Source organism: Metabacillus sp. KUDC1714 (genome assembly GCF_014217835.1).
Lineage (GTDB): Bacteria > Bacillota > Bacilli > Bacillales > Bacillaceae > Metabacillus > Metabacillus rhizosphaerae.
The window spans coordinates 2,640,211-2,660,736 of record NZ_CP055263.1 but is presented as its reverse complement, the minus strand read 5'-3'; the positions used below and the strand labels follow the sequence as shown (position 1 = coordinate 2,660,736).

Annotated in this window: 21 protein-coding genes and 1 riboswitch; of the genes, 10 read left to right on the top strand and 11 right to left on the bottom strand. The window is 34.9% G+C overall.

From position 1 onward, the window contains the following. Positions 1 to 26 precede the first annotated feature (26 nt). Both HUW50_RS12705 and HUW50_RS27100 read left to right on the top strand, forming a co-directional pair. Complete coding sequence (locus HUW50_RS12705; RefSeq protein WP_066336997.1) at positions 27 to 245, top strand: alpha/beta-type small acid-soluble spore protein; 219 nt, start codon at positions 27 to 29, stop codon at positions 243 to 245. A 229-nt stretch (positions 246 to 474) separates the two neighbouring features. Then, positions 475 to 597 carry a hypothetical protein gene (locus HUW50_RS27100; RefSeq protein ID WP_260445685.1) on the top strand — a complete coding sequence of 41 codons (123 nt, stop codon included), beginning with the start codon at positions 475 to 477 and terminating at the stop codon, positions 595 to 597. 72 nt (positions 598 to 669) lie between these two features. Here HUW50_RS27100 and HUW50_RS12700 read toward each other — a convergent pair whose 3' ends face one another. Together HUW50_RS12700 and HUW50_RS12695 are read right to left on the bottom strand one after the other, a co-directional pair. Further along, the gene (locus tag HUW50_RS12700) at positions 670 to 987 is read right to left on the bottom strand and encodes a YbjQ family protein (RefSeq protein ID WP_066337000.1); all 318 of its coding nucleotides are present in this window, start codon (positions 985 to 987) and stop codon (positions 670 to 672) included. Next, positions 968 to 1,171, bottom strand: coding sequence for a hypothetical protein (locus HUW50_RS12695; protein WP_066337002.1), 204 nt, complete (start codon positions 1,169 to 1,171; stop codon positions 968 to 970). The genes HUW50_RS12700 and HUW50_RS12695 overlap by 20 nt, the downstream gene beginning before the upstream one ends. Positions 1,172 to 1,384: 213 nt before the next feature. On the opposite strand from HUW50_RS12695, the gene HUW50_RS12690 reads away from it, so the two are divergent. The 5 genes from HUW50_RS12690 to HUW50_RS12670 all read left to right on the top strand — a co-directional run bounded on the left by HUW50_RS12690 (position 1,385) and on the right by HUW50_RS12670 (position 8,142). Beyond that, a complete protein-coding gene (locus tag HUW50_RS12690) occupies positions 1,385 to 1,702 on the top strand; it encodes a hypothetical protein (protein ID WP_066337004.1) in 318 nt (105 codons plus the stop codon). Positions 1,703 to 1,908: 206 nt separating this feature from the next. After that, positions 1,909 to 2,415 carry a universal stress protein gene (locus HUW50_RS12685; RefSeq protein WP_185653978.1) on the top strand — a complete coding sequence of 169 codons (507 nt, stop codon included), beginning with the start codon at positions 1,909 to 1,911 and terminating at the stop codon, positions 2,413 to 2,415. Positions 2,416 to 2,701: 286 nt separating this feature from the next. After that, positions 2,702 to 4,075 (top strand): Na+/H+ antiporter NhaC, encoded by a 1,374-nt coding sequence (nhaC, locus tag HUW50_RS12680; protein WP_396652633.1) that lies wholly within the window; start codon positions 2,702 to 2,704, stop codon positions 4,073 to 4,075. A 172-nt stretch (positions 4,076 to 4,247) separates the two neighbouring features. Continuing rightward, a riboswitch (cobalamin riboswitch) is annotated at positions 4,248 to 4,427 on the top strand. A 142-nt stretch (positions 4,428 to 4,569) separates the two neighbouring features. Further along, positions 4,570 to 6,855: a ribonucleoside-diphosphate reductase subunit alpha gene (locus tag HUW50_RS12675; RefSeq protein ID WP_066337024.1), complete on the top strand. Its 2,286-nt coding sequence runs from the start codon at positions 4,570 to 4,572 to the stop codon at positions 6,853 to 6,855. A gap of 240 nt (positions 6,856 to 7,095) precedes the next feature. After that, the gene (locus HUW50_RS12670) at positions 7,096 to 8,142 is read left to right on the top strand and encodes a ribonucleotide-diphosphate reductase subunit beta (protein WP_066337026.1); all 1,047 of its coding nucleotides are present in this window, start codon (positions 7,096 to 7,098) and stop codon (positions 8,140 to 8,142) included. 70 nt (positions 8,143 to 8,212) lie between these two features. Here the strand turns inward: HUW50_RS12670 and HUW50_RS12665 are convergent, their stop codons facing one another. After that, positions 8,213 to 8,317, bottom strand: a complete 105-nt coding sequence (locus tag HUW50_RS12665; RefSeq protein WP_185653977.1) for a YhdX family protein — start codon at positions 8,315 to 8,317, stop codon at positions 8,213 to 8,215. A 246-nt stretch (positions 8,318 to 8,563) separates the two neighbouring features. Between HUW50_RS12665 and sda the strand changes: the two genes are divergently transcribed. Continuing rightward, on the top strand, positions 8,564 to 8,728 hold the full coding sequence (sda, locus tag HUW50_RS12660; RefSeq protein WP_083964728.1) for a sporulation histidine kinase inhibitor Sda: 165 nt from the start codon (positions 8,564 to 8,566) through the stop codon (positions 8,726 to 8,728). A gap of 89 nt (positions 8,729 to 8,817) precedes the next feature. Here the strand turns inward: sda and HUW50_RS12655 are convergent, their stop codons facing one another. After that, positions 8,818 to 9,237, bottom strand: coding sequence for a universal stress protein (locus tag HUW50_RS12655; RefSeq protein WP_066337029.1), 420 nt, complete (start codon positions 9,235 to 9,237; stop codon positions 8,818 to 8,820). Between the two features lie 262 nt (positions 9,238 to 9,499). Here HUW50_RS12655 and HUW50_RS12650 point away from each other — a divergent pair, with 262 nt between their 5' ends. After that, on the top strand, positions 9,500 to 10,969 hold the full coding sequence (locus tag HUW50_RS12650; RefSeq protein WP_066337033.1) for a SulP family inorganic anion transporter: 1,470 nt from the start codon (positions 9,500 to 9,502) through the stop codon (positions 10,967 to 10,969). Positions 10,970 to 11,087: 118 nt separating this feature from the next. Here HUW50_RS12650 and HUW50_RS12645 read toward each other — a convergent pair whose 3' ends face one another. The 7 genes from HUW50_RS12645 to HUW50_RS12620 all read right to left on the bottom strand — a co-directional run bounded on the left by HUW50_RS12645 (position 11,088) and on the right by HUW50_RS12620 (position 18,359). After that, a complete protein-coding gene (locus tag HUW50_RS12645; RefSeq protein WP_157094466.1) occupies positions 11,088 to 11,252 on the bottom strand; it encodes a transcriptional regulator SplA domain-containing protein in 165 nt (54 codons plus the stop codon). A 329-nt stretch (positions 11,253 to 11,581) separates the two neighbouring features. Next, a complete protein-coding gene (locus HUW50_RS12640; protein WP_185653976.1) occupies positions 11,582 to 13,210 on the bottom strand; it encodes an MDR family MFS transporter in 1,629 nt (542 codons plus the stop codon). A gap of 301 nt (positions 13,211 to 13,511) precedes the next feature. After that, positions 13,512 to 14,108: an undecaprenyl phosphate transporter UptA gene (locus HUW50_RS12635; protein ID WP_066337041.1), complete on the bottom strand. Its 597-nt coding sequence runs from the start codon at positions 14,106 to 14,108 to the stop codon at positions 13,512 to 13,514. 155 nt (positions 14,109 to 14,263) lie between these two features. After that, positions 14,264 to 15,160, bottom strand: a complete 897-nt coding sequence (locus HUW50_RS12630; RefSeq protein WP_066337042.1) for a YitT family protein — start codon at positions 15,158 to 15,160, stop codon at positions 14,264 to 14,266. Between the two features lie 209 nt (positions 15,161 to 15,369). Then, positions 15,370 to 15,501 (bottom strand): hypothetical protein, encoded by a 132-nt coding sequence (locus HUW50_RS27095; RefSeq protein WP_260445684.1) that lies wholly within the window; start codon positions 15,499 to 15,501, stop codon positions 15,370 to 15,372. Between the two features lie 111 nt (positions 15,502 to 15,612). Beyond that, positions 15,613 to 17,217, bottom strand: a complete 1,605-nt coding sequence (locus HUW50_RS12625) for a catalase (protein WP_066337043.1) — start codon at positions 17,215 to 17,217, stop codon at positions 15,613 to 15,615. A 158-nt stretch (positions 17,218 to 17,375) separates the two neighbouring features. Continuing rightward, on the bottom strand, positions 17,376 to 18,359 hold the full coding sequence (locus HUW50_RS12620) for a Gfo/Idh/MocA family protein (RefSeq protein WP_066337047.1): 984 nt from the start codon (positions 18,357 to 18,359) through the stop codon (positions 17,376 to 17,378). Between the two features lie 214 nt (positions 18,360 to 18,573). On the opposite strand from HUW50_RS12620, the gene HUW50_RS12615 reads away from it, so the two are divergent. Further along, on the top strand, positions 18,574 to 19,434 hold the full coding sequence (locus HUW50_RS12615) for a Cof-type HAD-IIB family hydrolase (protein ID WP_066337050.1): 861 nt from the start codon (positions 18,574 to 18,576) through the stop codon (positions 19,432 to 19,434). Positions 19,435 to 20,526 lie beyond the last annotated feature (1,092 nt).

The window sequence follows — 20,526 nt, the reverse complement described above, 5'->3', positions numbered from 1 at the left end:
AACTTTTATGAGGAGATGAATGACAGATGGCACAAAACAGTTCAAACAGCAATTCGTCTAATCAACTTGTAGTACCAGGAGCTTCACAAGCGATTGATCAAATGAAATATGAAATCGCTTCAGAATTTGGTGTAAACTTAGGTGGAGAAACAACTTCTAGAGCTAACGGTTCTGTAGGTGGAGAAATCACTAAACGTTTAGTATCTATGGCTCAACAATCTATGAGCGGTTATTCTCAACAATAACAATTTAATAAATTGGCTAAAGAGGTTGGCACTTTGTGTCAGCCTCTTTACTTTTTAGAAAAGCACAAGGATAAATACCAGTCCCTGATTTAAAACTCAAGGCAATTTACCATGTATCAAACAAGTCTATCTGACCATATATTATAAAAACGTACATGTAATGTTCCCTTTACTAAGCACTTAAATTTTCCATCATGTTCGTTTCACACAATAAAGGGGCTGATCGTTTATGTTTGATGCAGTAGATTGGAAGCTCGTTGGTTTTATCAGCTATACTCTATTCCATGAATATGTTGTTCATATACGCTTTCCGCAATTGTATTATTGGGAGCAAGCAAAGAAGAAGCTATAATTTATAGAATTCCCTAGAAGGCTGACGATGTCAGCTTTTTACTTTTATAAATTTTTATGCTTAGGATAAGTATTATTCTTCGATCAATACTGCGGTTCCATAGGCAATAATTTCAGAAGCATTTTGCATGACAGCAGAGGATTCTAATCTCATACATACTACTGCATTAGCACCTTTTGCCTTTGCATCCTCTACCATCCTTCCAATCGCTTTTTGTCTCGCTTCATCCATCATTTCAGTGTATTCTTTTAGCTCACCTCCAACAATTGTTTTTAATCCAGCCATAATGTCTTTTCCAATATGTTTTGATTGAACTGTACTTCCTTTTACAAACCCTTTGAATTCCTTTGTTTCTTTACCTGGTACTGATTCAGTAGTCACGATAATCATTTTTATCATCCTCCTTTTTCTCATCCATTCTAGTTTTTATAAACACAAAGAGCAACACAAGCAAAGAGAAGAAATAAACATAAAACAGTCCAAATGCAACTTTTATGTTTATAAATAAAAAAATAATACCAGTAATCTGAGTGAAGATTGCAGTAACCATACTAATGTACTTTACTTTTTCCATCTTCAACTTCCTTTCTCACTCACTACTTTTACTATATCTTCATTTAGAAAAAAGATGAACGCTTTTTAACATTGATTCAAATTTTTTAAGTAATAGGTAATAAATAACATAGGGACTATATAACCATTTTCGCTTCTTTGTGTTTTCATTTCAAGTCACAGAGGTATTTAACCATTAACAAATAATACTAACATTTACACTTTGGAGGTATATATGAATAAATTAATGAAGATAAACCTACGTATGAAAAGACAATTAAGAATTGATCAAATATTAAAAATGACTCAATTGGCAAAATCTTATTCAGGAAAAATATATTTTCTTTCAAAAGGTAAAAATGTTATTGATGCTTCTAAATTCCCGTCTTTAATTACCTATTTATTAACTGTAAAAAATGGACAAGCTTTAAATGTCATTATAGATGGGCCTCTACCACATCTAATCGTAAATGATCTCGAAGAAATTTGTTCTTCAACTGCTATAAAACAACGTCAGCAAGTTTTACAGCCTGCCATGAAAATAAAGCTTTAATTGCAATAGATTCCGAATAAAACATCTAGGAGGTGCATGTGACATGCTGAGAACGATATTTATGGTTGTGGGTGCTATTGTGGTCATAGGGTTTTTACTTAATTTGATATTCTAATAATAAATTGCATATAGAAAGGTTACGAACGATTACATTTTTTTAAAATGGGTATTGAAATAACATCAAAGCTTTTGAAAGGATGATCGAAATGAAAGAATTTCAACATTTAGTAGTAGCTTTTGATGGAACTGAAGATAGTAAAGATGCTCTTGAGCTAGGAATTCATATAAGTAAGCAGTTACATTCAGAAATTTCAGTTGTTCATATTCATAAAAAAGGGATCTTCAATGGAGATTCTATTGAAGATAACATGGTTTTTCCAGGAACAAATAGCAGTTACCAAACAAATGACATGAGGCACTATCCAATTATGCCCGTGCCAACCGAACATGAAGACACAGAAGAGCATAGTAAGGAAACACAGGCTTTGGAAAGTGAAGCAAGACGAATATTGGATCATCATAATATTAAAGGAAATGTAAATGTTACCTACGGTGAACCTTCCGAAGCAATTGTTTCATTTGCAACTGAACATAATGCTGATTTAATCGTTGTTGGCAGTCGTGATATTAGTGGATTAAAACGTTTATTATTTGGTAGTGTTAGTGAAAAGGTTTCACATCGTTCTAACATTCCTGTATTAATTGCTAAATGATTATATATGAGGTAGACACTTATGATGTCTATCTTTTTTTATTTAGCAGAATCAATCCCCAACTGCTATTTCAAAAAAATAGCTCTCTTCTTACTTTTTGTTAGTGAAGTGTGAAAATTCAAAACAATACATCAAAAACCCCATATAATCAATGATCAAACAGCACACATTAACATTAAGAACCTTTAGTGATTGACATATATTATTAGATTGATATAATATTTTGTGGTGTACTTTTGTGCAAAAAAGCATAAAAGCGTTTAAGCCATAAAGGAGCAAGTATATGATTAGTGATAAAAAGACTTTTCAGTTTAAAGAAGCAGTTTCAATTTTATTTCTTATTTTGGCCATCATCTTTACCAGTCTATTTGTATTAAAGACAGAACCACATCTTGCCTTACTTAATTGTTTAGTTGTTGTGGCTTCTCTTGGGTTAATAAAACGTTATACATGGAAAGAGTTAGAAACAGGAATGATTAAAGGTATTCAGAGCGGAATTCAACCAATAATTGTGCTCGCATTAATTGGAATCTTAATTGGTGCATGGATGAGTAGCGGAACGATACCTACAGTAATGGTATATGCCCTAACAGTAATTAATCCGAACTACTTACTAATTACTTCATTATTTTCTTGTATGGTTATCTCAAGCCTTGTTGGAAGCTCATTTACTACAGTTAGTACTGTTGGCGTAGCTCTTATGGGTGCTGGAATCGCTATTGGCATACCTGCCCCATGGGTAGCAGGTGCTATCATTTGCGGTGCTTGCTTTGGTGATAAGATGTCTCCAATGTCTGATACAACAAATTTTGCATCAGGTGTTTCATCTGTTGAGCTTTTCACACATATTAGACATATGACCAAAACAACTATTCCTAGCATTCTTATTACAACTTTAATTTTTTTCATAATTGGGAGAATCACTCCTATCCATTCAGCATCACTGTCTGAAATGACAAACATGATAAATATAATTGAAACCCATGTCCAAATAAGTAGTCTTACACTGCTTTCACCAGTATTAGTTATAATTTTAGCCATTCGAAAGGTACCAGTCGTACCAGCATTAATCGTTGGAATTATTACAGCAGGGATAACAGCTATAGGATTTCAAGGAGTAAAATTAAGCGAATTCCTTCATGTTTTACAAAACGGTACAACTTTCACAATTGAAAATGCACAGGTTGTCAATATGATGAACCGTGGTGGACTTCAATCAATGATGTGGTCGATTTCACTCATCCTGATTGCTTTTGCTTTTGGCGGATTACTCGATATGTTAAACATCATTCCGACCCTCTTAAATGGATTGATAGAGCGCGTTAAAACAAAAGGTCAGCTGATTCTATCAACAGCAGCATCTTCGTTTGGGGTGAATTTATTAACAGGTGAACAGTACTTATCAATTCTCATTCCAGGCCAATCTTTTAAAGGCATATATGACAAAATGAAGCTTGAGCGTAAATACTTGTCACGAACACTTGAAGATGCTGGAACTTTGATAAATCCACTGATCCCATGGGGCGTAAGTGGTGCTTTCTTTGCTCAAACACTTGGTGTTCCAGTAATCGCCTTTTTACCTTTTGCTTTCTTTTTGTATCTATCACCTTTCTTTTCGATCCTTTTTGGATTTTTTAGTAAAGTAAAAACCACTTCTTAACGGATCTGACCTAGTAAGTCAGATCTTATTTTTTTCTTCCAAAATTCTATTGAAGTAGATAAATTTCGACAATTAGAAAGTATTGGTTGATTAATTTGCAAGTGTGCCTTATTATGTAAATAGAACAATTAACTACATATTGACAGAATCACAAACGTAAAAACTATATATTGTATCTTTGCAAGCGATAGGCGCCTATAAGGCTGAAAAGGGAATCTGGTGTAAATCCAGAACTGTCCCCGCAACTGTAAGTGTGACGAACTGAGATAGCCACTGTACATTATCATGTATGGGAAGGCCTCGTAGTAGGACGAGCACAAGTCAGGAGACCTACCTAAAGCTTGCTAAAGTTTCAATTTCTTCGGGGACTGAGAAGATGAAACGATAGTAAGTAATTATGGGCTTAACTATATTCCTGCCCTTCTTATCTGTCGTTTTATCCGCTCATTCTCGAGCGGTTTTTTTATTTACCAAAAGATTATGGAGGAATTAACATGAGTACGACAACAACTACACCTATCATTATTGATAGCTTAAATGAAGAATCATTTAACGCAACAAAACTTACTACATTTATTAGCAGTATCCATCAACAATTCCCTTCACTATATATAGATAATTATCTTAACAGGATCAATAACACCCTTCTCCAGAGAGATTCCTATACGACTGAACAGCTCACAAATTTACTTATTTTAGAGGGATTATCTAATATTAATGAACAAGAGCCAGAATGGACTTACTTTTGCGCTCAAATTTATTTAACAAAACTCTACAAGGAAGCAGCAGCTAACCGTGGATATGACAAAAATCAAAAATATGGTAGTTTCAATAATTTAATTGAGATATTAGTTTCAAAGGGTCTTTACCACTCTAAGCTGCTTGATCTTTATACAAAAGAAGAAATTGAACAAGTTGGCTCATTTATCCAACCTGAAAAGGATCAGTTATTCACATATATTGGGCTTCGAACCTTAGCAGATCGCTACTTAACACGTGATTTTACAAAACAAACCTTAGAGCTTCCACAAGAAAGGTTCTTAATTATCGCAATGACACTTATGGCCGAGGAGCATAAAGAAAGACGCCTAGAACTTGTTAAACAAGCCTATTGGGCCATGAGTAATCTTTATATGACTGTAGCCACTCCAACATTATCAAATGCCGGAAAACCTATAGGGCAATTATCTAGTTGTTTTATTGATACGATTGATGATAGCTTACAAGGAATATTTGATAGTAATACCGATATTGCTAATCTTTCAAAATCAGGTGGTGGGATTGGTGCATACCTAGGAAAAGTCAGGAGCCGCGGAAGTGATATAAAAGGTTTTAAAGGTGTTTCATCTGGAATCATTCCTTGGATGAAAATGCTTAACAACACAGCAGTTAGCGTAGACCAACTAGGACAGCGAAAAGGTGCAATCGCTGTTTATTTAGATGTTTGGCATAAAGATATCTACTCATTCCTAGATTCTAAACTTAATAATGGTGATGAACGAATGCGTACCCATGACTTATTCACAGGTGTTTGTATTCCAGATATATTCATGGAGCAGGTTGAAGCCCGCGGGGATTGGTATTTATTTGATCCACATGAAGTTCGAAAAGTAATGGGATATAGCATTGAGGACTTTTACGACGAAGAAAAAGGAAATGGTAGCTTCCGTCAAAAGTACTGGGAATGTGTCGATAACGAACAACTTTCTAAAGAAAAGATTCCAGCTATTGAGATAATGAAACGTATTATGATCAGCCAATTAGAAGCAGGTACACCATATATGTTCTATCGTGATGAAGTGAACAGACAGAATGCTAATTCTCACAAAGGAATGATTTACTGCAGCAATCTTTGTACAGAAATCACTCAAAATCAAAGCGCTACAACTGTTGAGGAGCATTATACAGAGGACGGAAAAATAATTACCGTTAAAACACCTGGTGATTTTGTCGTTTGTAACCTCTCCTCTATTAATCTTGCAAAGGCTGTTACAGATGATGTTTTAGAAAGACTCATCCCTATCCAAGTAAGAATGCTAGACAATGTCATTGATTTAAATACGATTCCGGTTCTGCAAGCAAAGCTAACAAATGAAAAATATCGCGCAATCGGTCTAGGTACATTCGGATGGCATCATTTATTAGCTCTTAAACAAATAAAGTGGGAGCATGAAGAAGCTGTTAAGTTCGCTGACGAGCTATATGAGAAAATATCCTATCTTACAATTAGAGCAAGCATGGAGCTTTCAAAGGAAAAAGGCTCTTATTCCGTTTTTGCAGGTTCAGAATGGGAAACTGGTTCGTACTTCAAAAAAAGAGGCTATCAATCAAAGGAAAGCATATTCGATTGGGACTTATTACAAGAGAATGTAAAAAAGTTCGGAATTCGCAATGGATACTTAATGGCAGTTGCACCAAATGCATCGACATCGATTATCGCAGGAAGTACTGCTAGCATTGATCCAATTTTCCAAAAGGTTTATTCAGAAGAAAAGAAAGACTATAAAATTCCTGTTACAGTTCCTGATTTAAATGCAACAACAACCTGGTTTTATAAATCAGCTTATTTTATTGACCAGCTATGGAGCATAAAGCAAAATGCTGCAAGACAGCGTCATATCGATCAGTCTATCTCCTTCAATTTTTATGTACAAAACAACATTAAAGCCAAAGACTTATTAGATCTGCATATGACTGCATGGAGTGAAGGGTTGAAAACAACTTATTACGTACGCTCAACCTCTAGTGAAATTGAAGACTGCGATTCATGTGCTAGTTAACTTAGAAAAGCGCAAGCGCCTGTTCAGCCCCGACAAGCATAAGACGCAAATGAATAGAAGACGTAATTTGTCTTCAATTCATTTGTGACTTATGACCTCGAGGGGCTAGGCGCTGGAGCTAGACACCGTCACTAAGTACAAAATAAATAATTTCTGGTGGATTAAAAATCCGAAGCTGACCTTACGTAAAAGATCAGCCTCTCTATCTTGATAAATCAAAACGTTAAAAGGAGTCCCCAAATGGAAAACACAGCTTTAATTAAACGAAAAATCATGGATGCTTCCGCTCCAAATCGTTCAACTGCAATTATTAATGGCGAAAGCTCAAATGTTTTAAACTGGGATGATGTCACATACCCATGGGCATATCCACGCTACAAAAAGATGCTAGCAAATTTCTGGACCCCATTTGAGATCAACATGGCTCAGGATATCAAACAATATCCCAATCTAACAAATGATGAAAAAGATGCATTTTTAAAAATCATTGGACTTCTTGCTCTTCTAGATAGTATTCAAACTGATTATGCTGGAAAAGTTTCTGACTACATTACAGATTCCAGCGTCAATGCTTTAATGATTATTCTTGCTCAACAAGAGGTTATTCATAATCATTCCTATTCCTATGTACTCTCAAGTCTTGTTCCTAAGCAGATACAAGATGAGGTATTTGAATATTGGAGAAATGAACCTATTCTAAGAAAACGAAATGAATTTGTAACAGATGGGTATCAAGCCTTTTCTGAACAACCAAGCATTGAGAATCTGTTAAAATCAATCGTATATGATGTCATATTAGAAGGACTTTTCTTTTATTCAGGATTTGCATTCTTTTACAACCTTGCACGTAATCAGAAAATGGTTGCAACGAGCACAATGATTAACTATATCAACCGTGATGAACAAATACATGTCGACTTATTTGTTCAAATTTATAAAGAAGTTTTAAATCAATACCCTGACTATGATACAAAAGAACTTGCTACATTTGTAAAAAATACATTTATTAAAGCTGCTGAACTTGAGATTGAATGGGGAAAATTCATTATTGGAAATAAAATGGATGGGATTAATATGCAGGACCTTGAAGATTATATTAAGTTTTATGCAAATGTCCGATGCCATCAACTAGGCTATGACCGCCCTTTTGAGGGGTACCGAACAAACCCTCTAAAATGGATTAAAGCTTACGAAGAAGTAGATCTAGGTAAATCTGATTTCTTCGAACAAAAATCAAGACAATATACGAAAGTAAACCATGTAGATAATGGCTTTGACGATCTTTGATCACCATTTAGGAGACGGAGAGTGACTAATAAGGGTCTACGCCCGTAGTATTATGTCACTCTCCACTTCTTTACTCTTTGTCTTTTTCTTTATCAACTATTAGCTTAGCTTCACTAATTTCCTTATCTGTTTCTACCTTAATACTTTCTTCCACTCGGATTCGACCTTTTCCCATCAGAGTTCCCTCCTCCCGAAAGCTTACCTACATTATAAAAAAATCATTGTATATGTAAACATAACGAAAGTACTAAATTAAAAGAATTTTCTCAATAGTATATTATTTCCGTCTTATAGAATCTTCTATTTTCTACATTTTATTACAAACTTCAGTTTAGATTCTTTTACTTAGTGGTATGTAAAAGGAAAGTGGTTGAAACAACCATAATATTATAAAAAGCATTAAATTAAAGGATGGTTTTCAATGAGATTTACAAACTTGTCAGATGAAACTTTATTAGTAAGTTTTCGTGAAGCTTGCAAATTACAAATAAGCTCTGACTTTATTAGAATGCTAGAAAAAGAGATTAATGAGAGAGGACTTTCTCTTCCGAACGTCTTTCATAAACAGTTAAAGAAGGTAGATTAGCTTTTTTTGGTTGACCATAGTTAAGGTGATGAGAATTTACATCTTACACTCTCTAGGTCAACCAAATATATAAAAATTCTGAAATTACTTTATTTCACAATCATCACCGGACATTCAACACGTTTCGCAACTTTATGACTTACACTCCCTAAAACCATTTCCTGTAAACCATTAAGACCACGACTTCCTACAACAACTAAATCAAAGTGCTGTTTATTTGCATACTTTACAATCTCTGGACCAGGCTCACCCTTAAGCAATTCCACCTTAAAATTCACACATTGTTTTCTTAGTATTTCCTCAGTTGGTCTTAGCTTCCTCAAACGCTTTTCTAGAACTGCTTCCTTGTTTCCTTCAGATAACATATCGGATTTAGATGTTGATCCATCGATTACATAAACGACTGTAATGATTGCATCTGGATTCATTTTTGCTATTTCAGACGCTTTAATGGCTGCACGTAATGCATGCATCGATCCATCTGTTGCTAATAATATGTTTTTGAACATGTTTCCCCTCTCCAAACCCTTTACTAATATTTTACAACAGCAATTGCTTCATTAATATAAACTTCTTTTTACAAATTTCTGCTTAAAACGGCGAATTTTAAAGATATTAAAAGAAAATAGATGATTAATACGCTTACATAGGACTATTATAATTTATTATTCGGTGGTATAATCATGACCGTTAATAACGGACCCGACTTTCATGAGAGTTGAAAGTCACATATCTTTTCACACAAATTAATATGAAGAAAGAGGTGTTGTTTTGAACACACAAACATTAAAACAACAGTGGTTTGGGAACATACGCGGAGATATTCTCTCAGGTATTGTTGTTGCATTGGCACTAATTCCTGAGGCAATTGCGTTTTCGATTATCGCCGGTGTCGATCCAATGGTTGGACTGTACGCTTCATTTTGTATCGCTGTCGTAATTGCCTTCGTAGGAGGAAGACCGGGGATGATTTCAGCTGCTACAGGCGCAATGGCATTAGTTATGGTTACTTTAGTAGCTGACCATGGGCTACATTATCTTCTTGCAGCGACAATTTTAACTGGAATAATTCAAATTCTACTTGGCGTTTTAAAAGTGGGAAGGCTTATGAGGTTTATCCCTCGCTCTGTTATGGTGGGCTTTGTAAACTCACTAGCTATCCTTATCTTCAGTGCACAATTACCACACTTTGTTGGTGAATCATGGGTAATGTACGCAATGGTAGCTGGCTCACTAGCGATCATTTATATACTACCAAGATTTACGAAAGTCGTTCCTTCACCACTTGTGGCAATCATCGTGATGACAATCTATGCAATTATGTCAGGAGTTTCGGTGCGCACTGTTGGAGATATGGGTGAATTAACGCAAGCTTTACCATTATTTTTAATTCCTCAGATTCCTTTTAATCTTGAAACATTGCAAATTATTCTACCTTATTCAATCGCTTTAGCTTTTGTTGGGTTACTAGAATCACTATTAACTGCACAAATCGTTGATGATATGACAGATACTGAAAGTGATAAAAACAGAGAAGCAAGAGGACAAGGTATTGCTAACATTGTAGCTGGTTTCTTTGGAGGAATGGCTGGCTGTGCAATGATTGGTCAATCTGGTATTAATATTAAATCTGGTGGACGCGGCCGATTATCTACACTTGTTGCCGGTGTTTTTCTAATGGTGCTAATTTTACTACTGAACAACATTTTAGTACAAATCCCGATGGCAGCTTTAGTTGGTGTTATGATCATGGTATCTATTGGTACATTTGATTGGTCTTCCCTAAGAAAGCTAAGAGTAATGCCTATAACAGATTCTTCTGTTATGATTGTAACAGTTGTCACTGTTGTACTTACACATGATTTATCAAAGGGTGTATTAGTAGGTGTTTTACTAAGCGCAATCTTCTTTGCCGCTAAAATTTCAAAAGTACATGTCGAATCAAAACTTGATGAACAAAATCACAAAACATACAGTGTAAAAGGGCAATTGTTCTTCGCATCAGTTACAGATTTAGTATCAGGCTTTGACTTCAAAGAAGATATCCAGGAAGTTGTTATTGATTTTAGTCATGCACACTTATGGGATGATTCCGCCGTAGGAGCTATCGATAAAATCGTCCTTAAATTCAAACAAAATGGTACAAATGTTAGTATCTTAGGTCTAAATAAAGACAGTTCAACACTTGTAAAAAAACTTGCTGTTTACGATAAAGCAAATGCTAAAATGGCAAATCATTAATAAACTAATTTGAAAGAGCCTGATCAAGTTGATCAGGCTTTTTTCGACTTATTTTGCTTTTAGACCTCACAAAACGATAAAAAACACTCAGTTTTAGACCGAACGCTCCTTAGTTAATTTAATCCTTTGAAGAGTTGTCGCCAGATGTTAGGTCATCATTGGACAAAAGATGGTACGATTGCGTCAAGATTAATGCAGACCGATTTTCTTCTTTAGGATGTGGAACAACTTCTGCCTGAGCAAAAACCTCGTTATCATAAAATTCTTCATCTTTAGGGAACATTTTTTCATTCCTTTCTACTTTAGGCAATTACTATCGCTTACATTTTATCCATGTATTTGAGGCTTTATGTAAGAGATAGTATGGCACTTCATTTTTCATTATGGATCGAACCACTTATTTTAAGCGGATAGAACCTGTTTAATCATTTATTGAACCATTTTCTTAGATAATTGAACCTCTTTTTCAAATAATTAGTCCTTCTATTTCTTAAATTGAACCACAATTCTCATTTTTTAAACCAACTGCAATTTATACCTCTCTTTTTATTGCGATTGACAATTTTCCTTGCGTAAACCAAAAAAGTTGAGAGGCATCATCCTCTCAACTTTTTAAACAGGTTGTTTTGTTAATTTTTCTTTCTCATGCTGTTTTCGATGTGTATCGGGAAGGGCATCACTTGAACTTCTTAAAGGTATTTCTTTTAAGAATAAAGTTAAAAAGACCGCTAGGATCATGATAATTGCTGCAGTCATGAACACACCAGATAATGCAAAACTCAATGAGTCCTGAAGCATACTTACAATCTTTTCAAAAAAGACAATCATTTCTTCCGGTAGGCTTTGTTGGATTTCCGCTAACTTCGCATGATCCAATAATAGTTGTGGATTTTGTAGCTCTGCCAGCTTATCTTGCATTTCAGGTGGTACAGCAGCTGCCTGCTTACTGACCTCTGCAAACGATTCAGCCATTTTGTCACTCATTCGCTGATTTAAAACTGTTCCCATTATTGCTACTCCAACTGTTCCTCCAACAGAACGGAATAGCTGTGAAGTTGCAGTTGCCACTCCTAAATAACGCTGATCAACAGCATTTTGCACAGTTAATGTAAAGACAGTCATTCCGACACCAAGACCAAGTCCTACTAATACTAAATAAAAAATCAATAACCACTGAGACGTTCCAGCATTCATTGTTGTAAATAAAAACATTCCAACTGTTGTTACAATTAAACCGATAATTGCTTGTAGCTTATATTTCCCTGTTTTCGTAATAATCTGCCCGCCAACGCCACTTGCAAAAACTAAACCTAATGTCATGGTCATTGTAATAAAACTTGAATGAGTTGCTGAAAATCCTAATACTCCTTGAACAAAATAAGGAATATACATAACACCACCAAACATCGCAACGCCAATTGCAAAACCGATAATATTTGAAATCGTAAAAATACTATTTTTAAACAAATAAAGCGGGAGAATTGGACTCTTTGCTTTTCTTTCTACTAAAATAAACAAAATCAATGAAAAAATAGCACTAGCAAATAAACTAATAATTTGCGTAGAATTCCAATCATATTTTGTACCAGCCCATGAAAATGCTAATAATGCAGGAACAATAGTAGTAGTTAAGAAAATCGACCCTAAATAATCGACAGACTCTCCTTCTTTCTTCTCCGCTTTAGGGAAAAGCTTCCATATTAGAATAGCAGCTACAATTCCTAAAGGTAAGAACACCCAAAATACCCATTTCCATTCTAAGTTATCAACAATATATCCACCAAGAGTTGGACCAAATACACTCGAAATTCCAAATACAGCCCCCATCGCTCCTTGCCAACGGCCACGTTCACGCGGTGCAAAAAGATCGCCAACAGCTGTAAAGGCTGTGGACATAATCATTCCTGCGCCAAATCCTTGAATACCTCGATAAGTAATGAGCTGAATAATATCCTTTGACAAGCCAGATAAAAAGGCACCAACCATAAAAATAAAGATCCCGATTAATATAAATGGCTTACGTCCATATATATCTGATAATTTACCAACTAAAATCGTTGTAATAGCTGATGTTAACATATAGATTGTAAAAACCCAGCTATAGTAATCTAGTCCTCCCAGGTCTGCAACGATCTTAGGGAGAGCATTCCCTACAATTGTTTGGTTAACCGCAGCAAAAAACATTGCGCCAATAATTGCAATCATAATTGTAATTTTTTCTTTCTGACTTAAATGCTCCAATATTCGTTCCCCCTATTCTTTATTTATTCCTCATAATGTTAACTAAATGAAGTATTAATTGATTTAAAAAGTGGAGATCATCTGAATGATTCCCACTTTCGACAGAGCTTTTACCTATTCATTTGTTGGGTTCAACTCATATTTATTCTTCATGCAATAAATACTTAACTTAAATAATATTTCATATAGAAAAATAATAGCAATACTGATTATATTCTGATTCCCTCTAAAATGCAATAAGATATATTTATATTCAAAAAAGGCTTACCATAAAGTAAGCCTAACATAAGATTTACTATCATTAATTTGTCCGTGGAGCTTTAAACTTTTTCACTAAATAGTAAACTACAGCCATTAATAGTGCAAAGCTTATAATTGGTATGAGGTAAGGACGAGCAACCTCTTTTATATACATCCAATTACTCCCTAGCTCAATCCCTAAATATAAAAAGAAAAGTGTCCATGGGATCATCGCTGCAACAGTATATAAAGTGAATTTCCATATTGACATTTTTGCGATCCCAGCAGGTATACTAATTGCATGTCTTACTACTGGGATAAACCTTGCTCCGAATATAACACCAGAGCCATACTTTTCAAACCAGGTTTCTGCTAAATCTAAATGGTGCTTTTTTAAAAGCAGGAATTTGCCATACTTCTCAAGAAAGGGCCTACCCCCGTAGCTACCGATCCAATATAAGATTAATTGAGCAATTGTTCCGCCAATTACACCTGCAGCAAATGCTCCTATGAAACCAACCCTTCCAAGCACTATTAAGTATCCACCATATCCAAGAACGATTTCACTCGGAATAACCTCAAGCATTAGCCCTAGTGCTATACCTACATATCCAAGACCTGTTAGCCATTCTAATATGTTCAGAATCGCTTGCTCCATTTGTTCACACCCTTACCTTTTTAAAGTCCAAGCCATATCTTGTCCTTATAAAGGTATGAAGAAGGATAAGAAATTAGCCCAAAATAGGACCAAATTATGTCATGTAACCTAAAAAAAACTCTGTAGGATACGTTCTCCACAGAGCTGCAACATTATTAATGAATATCCTTTTTCTTAAATCTTCCGCCTCGCACTTCTGCGATGTTTGCAACTGCTAAAAACGCAGACGGATCTAAGTCTTCAACTATAGATTTTAATTTCGCTTCCTCTAGTCGAGTAATGACACAGAAAATAACCTTCTTATCATCTCCTGTATACGCTCCTTCTCCATTAAGGTATGTTACACCACGGCCTAATCGAGCTAAAATAGCGTCTCCAATCTCACGATATTGCTCACTAATAATCCATGCAGATTTTGATTCATCGAGTCCTTCAAGAACAATGTCGATTGTTTTAAATGCTACGAAATAGGCGATTAACGAATACATGGCTCTGTTCCAGCCAAAGACAAAGCCCGCGCTTCCAAGAATAAAAATATTAAAAAACATAATGATTTCACCAACAGAAAAAGGTAACTTCTTATTCGCAAGGATTGCTAAAATTTCAGTTCCATCTAACGATCCTCCATAACGAATAACAATTCCTACACCAACTCCAAGAATAATCCCGCCAAAGACTGTTGCTAGAAGGATATCTTCAGTGAAAGCTGGAACAGGGTGAAATAATGCTGTCGCTATTGATAACACGGTAATTCCAAACAAAGTTGATAGAGCAAATGTCTTTCCAATTTGTTTATAACCTATGAAGAAAAATGGAATATTTAATAGGAATATAAACAAACCAAGACTCATTCCTAGTAAATGGGATAAGATAATGGATATTCCAACAATTCCCCCATCAATAACCTTATTTGGGACTAAAAAAATCTCTAAACCAACAGCCATTAAGATTGCACCAATAAAAATGAAAAAAGCTCTTTTAAATATTTTCGCTTTCGTTAAACCCTGATGTTTTTTTATTTCCTTTTGTACTACCATCGGAATTTCTGTCATAAATGTCCCCCTTTTATTCAAATTTTCTTTCTATCTATTAAGTAGAAAATATCTACTTATTTAAAGTATTATTACTCTATTATAACGTAAACATAGTGAATAGTGGACTAAAACGCTTAAAGCAAAGCAATCTGAGAATTTGATTCCACAAAAAACTTGGATTTGTTCATTTTCGAACAAACCCAAGTTTTTGCTGTTTTTTTAACGCACTATTTTTTTGACCTTTTCTCGTTATGGTTTTTTTCAGCTAAATCATTTCCAAAGTCTTTGTCTGTATTGATTGCGTCACTTGCCTTTTTCATTTTCTTTTGTTGATTTTTGTGACTATCTCGTTCAGCCATATTAATTAGCCCCTTTATAGTTTAGTTTATTGACTAGCATTAAAAAATAGTATGGCCATATTTTTAAAAAATCATTATGTTTAGGCCTTATAATTTTGAAGTGGTCCTCCCTTAATAAGGATCTGCATCGTGACCCTTATCCACAGCTGTTTTAGTTGCTTGATTCCCGTTTTTGTTTCCAAGAGGTTTTTGACTTGATCCTTCCTTAGAAGCGTGAGCCAAACCTTCTCTTAATAGGCGACCGTACTCTTCATCAGCTTCTTCAGCGAGAGCAACCATTTTATCTTGAATTCTTTGGTCACATTTAGAAAGATCTCCTACTAGGTTTGAAATGAGTTCATCTTTTTCCCATTGCTCAAATCTACGATATGTTTCACCCGCTTGTTTTGTATTACTTTGGCGATCAATTGACTCACGGACTAGGTTCCCTTCGACTTTCGGAGTATGCTCTTTTCCATATTGTTTAGCTTCCTTTAATCCACCCAATATTGATGGCTCATAGTTAATATGAGGGTTTTGGTTAGGTGCGCGGTCTACTTTGTATTGCATTTGTCCCCCGCTTTGATTAGTCGCTACTCGTTTTTTAGGGGCATTAATTGGCAGCTGTAAGTAATTTGCACCTACTCGATAACGTTGAGTATCAGAATAAGAGAACGTTCGACCTTGAAGCATTTTATCATCAGAGAAATCAAGCCCATCAACAAGAACCCCTGTACCAAATGCAGCTTGTTCGACCTCTGTAAAATAATCTTCAGGGTTTCTATCTAACACCATTTTCCCTACTGGTAGCCAAGGAAACTGATCTTCCGGCCAGAGTTTTGTATCATCAAGAGGATCGAAATCCAATTCAGGATGTTCGTTATCGCTCATAACTTGGACAAGCAACTCCCATTCAGGATAGTCGCCACGCTCAATTGCTTCATATAAATCCTGGGTAGCATGGTTAAAGTTTTTCGCTTGAATTTCCTCAGCTTCCTTTTGTGTTAAGTTTTTAATCCCTTGTTTTGGTTCCCAGTGATATTTTACAAGAACCCCTTCACCATCACTATTTACCCATTTGTATGTATTAACGCCAGAGCCTTGCATCATACGATAGTTAGCTGGAATTCCCCATGGTGAATAAACAAATGTGACCATATGGAATGTTTCGGGAGAATTACAGCAAAAGTCAAAAAATCTTTCACTATCTTGAATATTCGTAACTGGATCTGGTTTAAAGGCATGAATCATATCAGGGAATTTTATCGCATCGCGGATAAAGAAAATTTTTAAGTTATTCCCAACTAAATCCCAGTTTCCATCTTCGGTATAAAATTTAACAGCAAACCCGCGAGGATCACGGAGCGTTTCTGGAGAATGCCCCCCATGGATAACAGATGAAAAGCGGACAAAAACAGGAGTCCTTTTTCCCTTTTCTTGAAATAATTTGGCACGGGTATATTTCGAAACATGCTCGTTTCCTGCTGTTCCATAAGCTTCGAAATAACCATGTGCACCAGCCCCACGCGCATGAACAACTCGTTCAGGAACACGTTCTCTATCAAAGTGGCTTATTTTTTCAATAAAATCGTAATTTTCCAAAGTTGCAGGTCCACGATTTCCCACTGTTCGCATATTTTGATTATTTGTTACAGGATGCCCCTGCCTGTTTGTTAAGCTATCTTCTCTTTCTTCATTCGTTTTTGAATTTTCATGATTGGATTGATCCTTTGTCATGCCTCGACCTCCTTAGTATGAATGTATACACTGGTATTTTATGGTTTTTCGCTATTTTCATCTTTACTATGTCCCCTTTTTAATAAAATATTCAGTATTAAAAAGGGGACAGTCCCTCACTGCTTTAAAGCAATGAGGGACTGTCCCCAAAAATAGTTTTATTTATCCGCTGGAAAAACCAACCCAATTTGTTTTCTAGTATCCTCTAATATTTTTGCTGTTATTAAGGAATTTTGGTGTGAATTCATTTCTGATTGCTGCTTTTTATGAGTAATTAATTCAACGAATTCTTTTGCCTCATAATACATGCTATCTGAGTCTTGAGTTCTTGTTATGTCTTCAACCGTTCCATCTTTATACTGAATTTTCACACTTTGAGGTGTATTCATTTGATCGATGATGATGCTACCATTTTCACCTTGGATTTCAGATGGCACATATGAGTTTGTAATCTTAGAATACATAATAACCGCATCCATCTCCTCATACGTTAGCAGGATACTCCCCTCACCATCAACACCCGACTCAAGCATATAACTTGAAGCTTGAATTTGCTTTGGCTCTCCAAATAATGCAACAGCAGGATACACACAATAAATACCAATATCCATTAATGCTCCATTAGAGAATTCTGGATTGAAGGCATTTAAAACGATACCTTCTTTATATTTATCATAGCGAGAAGAGTATTGACAATAGCTTGCAAAATAGCGACGAATCTGTCCAATCTTATGTAGATTTTCTTTTATTGTTAAAAAGTTTGGTAGTAAAGTTGTTTTAAGAGCTTCCATTAAGACAACAGTATTTTCATTAGCAACCTTAATCATTTCACTAATTTCCTTCGTATTGGAGGCCATTGGCTTTTCACAAATCACATGCTTCCCATTTTTCATGCATAATATTGCTTGAGAAGCATGAAGTGAATTTGGGCTAGCAATATATACTGCTTCAAATTGGTTGCTACTAGCAAATTGTTCTAAATCAGTATATGTATGTTCAATATCATATTTGCCGGCAAACTCCTCCGCCTTTTCACTTGTTCTAGAATAAACAGCTGTGAGTGAAAAGCCCTCTACTTTACTTGCCGCTTGAATAAAGCTCTCTGTAATCCAGTTAGTTCCGATAATTCCGAAGCGAACCATATTTTATCCCTCCATATCTACTCTATTTCTATTGGTCAGTATAACTTTTTTTTGAATAAAGAAAAAGGGAAGTATTATCTTTTTGTAAATTTATTATTATTTCAATCCTTTTTATAATTAAATAACTGATAATATGTCATAATAGATAATTGAGTTAACATGTACATCATTTACATATATATTGAATCGAAAAGTAGCAAAGGAGACAATTAGTATGAAAAAATTAATTGCGATTGACCTAGATGGAACGTTGTTATCATCTAACATTGAAATTTCTGAGGAAAACGTTCAAGCTATTCAAAAGGCTCAAGAAGCAGGTCATGTTGTCATGATTTGTTCTGGCCGTGCACCAGAGGATATAAAAACAGTTATCGCTCAAACTCCACTTAAATGTCCTGTTGCGGGAAGCAATGGTACAATGGTGCTTGCAGACAATAAGTTATTAAGCCAAATTTCTATAGATAAAAATAACGTAAAAAGTGTTGCAAATATTCTTAATCAAAAAAAATACCCATTCAAAATTTATTCTAGCCAAGGTATTTTGGTTGCTTCAACCTGGACTGAACGCATGCTTGCATTCTTAGAACAAAATCCAGAAGTAAGTAAAGGCTTAACACCTAAGGAATATAAATTTATGACTGAACAACCTAAAGAAACAGATTCTATTAAAATATTCGATCACATTGACGACGTTTTAAATAAAGAGAATATAGCTATTCAAAAATTCTTTATCCCAACCATTTCAGGAAAAACTGAACTCATTTCCACACTAAAAGAAATTGATGGTATTTCAATTACAACTTCAGGTCCATTCAATATCGAAATTATGGACACAAATGGACATAAAGGCAATGGTATCAAAGTAATGGCTGAGTACTATAATATTCCTATCGAAAACACGGTCGCAATCGGTGATAACTTCAATGATGTTCCAATGCTAGAAGTAGCTGGTCTTTCAGTTGCGATGGGAAATGCTGATCCCTCTGTAAAAGACATTGCTGATGTTGTAACCTTAACAAACAATGAACATGGTGTTGCTCACGCTATAGAAAAGTATGTATTAACAAATAACTAAACTATAACGAATCAAGAACTCTTCTTCCTCAAACGAAGTAGGGGCTATAGTGAAATTTGAAGCTAATTTTGGTCGCTTATATTTATTCTTATATCTAACACATTCCCTTCATACTAAAAGCTAACAAGTTCAACTAAGACTTTGTTAGCTTTTTTAACTGCTAATTTAAACACTTTCACTAAAGAAATAAAAGGTAATAGCCAACAATTACACGTTGTCTATTACCTTTTCTGAGTCACCGGCATCCTGATTATAAATCATATTAAATAGTCGATTGGAAATAAAAAACATAAAGAGATGGATTGGAAATAGTAGGTATACGGTTTGTTTGTTTTTGAAAACATTAAATCGATATAATAGATAATCCAATATTGTAATAAAGAAAATTCTGAGGAGCTGAGAATATTTAAATCTAATTTTATATGTTATCAATAATATTGCCGATATTATTAAAGAGTAACACGGAATAATAATAAAGTGCTCTTTCCAAGTATGAACCATTCCTAAGCCTAATTTAAACCTCATACTGAAAATTGAAAGTATAAATAGAACATTCACACTAATAGAAGTAAAAGATAAATATGAGGTGATCCCCCGTGCAATCGGGTTTTTCCCTTTTAATAGCCGATGCCAAATGTCACTCACATTAAAAAATAGGAGCAAAAAAAAGAAAGTATAGAAAGTTTCCCACCATCTTTTCCTAAAGATCTTCCAATGAATAAATAACCGCTCTATTAGGCTGAAATAAATGGTAAATAACAGCTTCCACTTCCAGCCCAAATGAAAAGCTGTAATTGTCGTACCTATGATTGGTATATATATTGCCTGTGAAAATACGGCACCTAAAATATTATCCAATTCTCGATTCTTTAAGATATTGGGCTTGTATGTATATCCCTGGAATAAATTAAGGACAAAATATTCAAAGAGATAGGCAAATCCAATGTTTGACAATAATAATTTACGGTAGATTTTGTCTCTTTTTTTATAAAAAGTAAAGGCTAAAATAAGCGCATGGACGATTAATAGCACAACAAATGGTACTGAATTATTTTTTATCTTTCTCTTCAATCTCATTTTCGCAATCCTACT